Here is a 2754-nt window from a genome sequence, read left to right as displayed (position 1 = left end):
CCCCCGTGGTGCTTGAGGCTGCGATCGGTGTCTTCGCCTCGCTGCGCGAGGATCTGCTCCCCCGCTACCGCCAGGCGGCGTGAACCGTGTCGGCAGCCGTGCCGTGGTCACCGGTGCTAGTCACGGTATCGGGCAGCGCTTCGCCCGCGCCTTGTGTACTGGTCGTTGTGGCGACGGCACACCCGCCGTACCACGAAGCCATCGAGCCGCTGGAGATCCCCGCCGACACTACAGCTGCGGCGAAGCCGGCTCGGTAGGACTTCACCGACCGCCGCCGCGTTCTACGGTCCCGTCCGGGGACCGCCCGGTCCGTCCGCACAGGCGGCTTGCCCCATCCACCGAGGTCCGCGACGACGACGAAGCGCGAGACCCCACAGCATAAGGAAAACCATGGCCCTTCCCACCCTCACCAACGACGACCGCGACGCGGCGCGCCAAAAGGCTATCCTCGCCCGTCGGGCACGCAGCGCGGTCCGAGCGAGCCTCAAGGCCGGAACCCTCACGCTCGCCCAGGTGCTGAACCGGCCCGACACCGTCGTCGGCCGCATGCCGGTACGACAGCTGCTGACCGCGCTGCCTGGCATCGGACAGGTACGCGCCACCCGTTCGATGAATGCCTTGGGCATCTCGGAGGGACGTCGCGTGCAGGGCCTGGGTCCCGCTCAGCGCGCCAAGCTCCTGGAGGAGTTCCCGGCCGCCGCGTAGGTCACCTATCTGGTGGCCGCCGCGTGAGAATTTCAGTCGCGAACGGCACTACATGTGGACGCTGACCTGTATTGGCGACCGGGCTTGTGTAGTTGACACCGAATGTCGACGAGAGAGGACACTATGTTCGGGTTTCTGGCTAGCTGGCGCCCTGGATCGTGTCCTTGCGTGCCGCCCGTTGGGCCACGTCTTCCCGTGCAGGTCTCGCGTGCCGACGCGCCCGGAGCCGAGCAGGACACCAGGCGCACGGTCGACGTCGTCGGCGGCGGCACGGTGGTGGCCAAGCCTCAATAGCCTTGCACCTGAGCAATCGGTTCAGTGCAGTTAGCACGCTGATGCCCCGTCATGTAGGCGGGTAGCATGTCGACATGACTCTGGGGGACGCATGGCAGTGGGCAACAGCGCGGGGTAGTGCAGCTCTGTACGGCGTAACCTCGCACCGACGAGGGGCACCTTATTCCGTATCGCTTGAACCCACAGCTCGCATGGCGCGACTGATGAGAGAGTTCTACAAGCAGCCGGACGTCAAATTGCTACGCCGCAGAAGCGAAAGCCCTGAAGCGTGGGCTAAAAGTTATGCGAAGTGGTGGCATCTGAACGACGTAAAGGATCACCTCGGCACATCTCACTATTCGTTCGGAGTAACTACATCCGACGGCGATCTTGAGTGGATGACTCGCCGCTGCCTGGCGCTGGCGGATTCCGTTGTATTCACTCACGGTGGCCACGGGCAATACCACGAGGCCAGACCTAGAGAGACACTGGACTCATTCGACGGCCCTGCGGGAAATCCAACCGAAAGCGTAACCCCTGGCGGCGGTCCGACACTGCCAGAACTGGGCTTGGTCGCACCCAACATCGTTGACTTGGGGACATGGATCCGAGACTCAAGGGCTATCGCCCGGAAAGGTCTCGTTGCTTACCTCCCAGTAACGGCGAGGGTCAGGCCCGACGGCACTTTGGCTTACGAACAGCCTCCCACCATCCTCGATTTACTCACTGATGGGCACGAGATCACTCATGACACCGAAAAAGAGGTGGCAGCCGAAGCAGTCCAAAAGATCTGCCAGTTGAACATTCCGGCCCTGGAGCACGGAAGCTTCAAGCAGTTCAGCGAACTCATCGCGAACGAACCCGCGACGTATGATCCGTTTCGTAATTTGATTCGCACAACGCTACTGAAACTCGGGTCACCAGAAGTGCCCGCATTGTCAAATCGCGATAAAGTGGAATTCGAGGAGACCCTCAAAAAGGGTCTACGGGACACCGCGTCGCAAGTAACTGACGGAAAATGGCTGAAGAGGACTGAACTATCCCTCTATACTGGCGCGGCCTCCCTTTATGCGGTACCTGTCAACCTACTTCCATCTTTTGCTTCACAGGCCCTTAGCACTCTCGCGAGTGGGGGAATCCTAGTTCAAGGACTGACGAAGCGGAGAGATGTCCTCAAGAATAGGCGCGACCTCCGTGCTTCCGGATGGTATTTTCTTTGGCGCTTGGAGAGGCTCGAAGCTCCTAGACCCACCCGTACACTCCGGCGCTAAAGCAGGCGGCGACGCATGATCCCCCGCCCACTGTCGGGGTCGACATTGTCTTCATGGCCGCCCCAGATGTGACCGACGATGCCCGCATCGCCCACAACGCGAACGGTCAAGCTGTCGCGGAATGATCGCCGCAGAGTTTCTAATTAGGATGCTGGCCTGCGTTGCTGATGAGTTCCTTCGGTGATGGCTGGCACTGCTTGTCGGTGCGGGGTGGCACCTTACGCAGCTTTCACGCTTGTCGGAACCGCGGCGTCGGGCTTGGTCAACTGCCTGCGGCGAGCTTGCCGACGGCGGTCTTCATGTGGCGGTCCACCAGGGCTGGTGCGCCCACCAGCATCACCACGAGGTTGCCCTTACGTACCGCCATCGTCTTGAGTACCTGCGCCCCTGACGGCAGTTCCGTCGTCGAGGTGTAGGCGAACATGGCGCGTGTCAGCGGCGGATGTCGATCTGGCCGCTGTTGGCGCTCACCAACAGCAGGCCCGCGATCCGCACGGGCTTGGTG

At 62.1% G+C, this 2754-nt stretch carries 2 protein-coding genes and 1 pseudogene; 2 read left to right on the top strand and 1 reads right to left on the bottom strand.

Annotation, left to right across the window (positions count from 1 at the left end; translation table 11 throughout):
- The first annotated feature begins 390 nt into the window (after positions 1-390).
- Both mihF and ACWFR4_RS48280 read left to right on the top strand, forming a co-directional pair.
- The gene (gene mihF, locus ACWFR4_RS48285) at positions 391-705 is read left to right on the top strand and encodes an integration host factor, actinobacterial type (protein ID WP_453658291.1); all 315 of its coding nucleotides are present in this window, start codon (positions 391-393) and stop codon (positions 703-705) included.
- Positions 706-1202: 497 nt separating this feature from the next.
- Positions 1203-2249 carry a hypothetical protein gene (locus ACWFR4_RS48280; protein ID WP_453658289.1) on the top strand — a complete coding sequence of 349 codons (1047 nt, stop codon included), beginning with the start codon at positions 1203-1205 and terminating at the stop codon, positions 2247-2249.
- Between the two features lie 262 nt (positions 2250-2511).
- Here ACWFR4_RS48280 and ACWFR4_RS48275 read toward each other — a convergent pair.
- Positions 2512-2754 (bottom strand): annotated as a pseudogene (locus tag ACWFR4_RS48275) (hypothetical protein); the annotation flags it as partial.

Source organism: Streptomyces sp. NPDC055140 (genome assembly GCF_053607285.1).
This window is presented reverse-complemented; position numbering and strand designations above follow the sequence as displayed.

Bases quoted from the DNA above. Each gene is read 5' to 3' on its own strand.
- mihF (WP_453658291.1), top strand. From the start codon at position 391: ATGGCCCTTCCCACCCTCACCAACGACGACCGCGACGCGGCGCGCCAA.
- ACWFR4_RS48280 (WP_453658289.1), top strand. From the start codon at position 1,203: ATGAGAGAGTTCTACAAGCAGCCGGACGTCAAATTGCTACGCCGCAGA.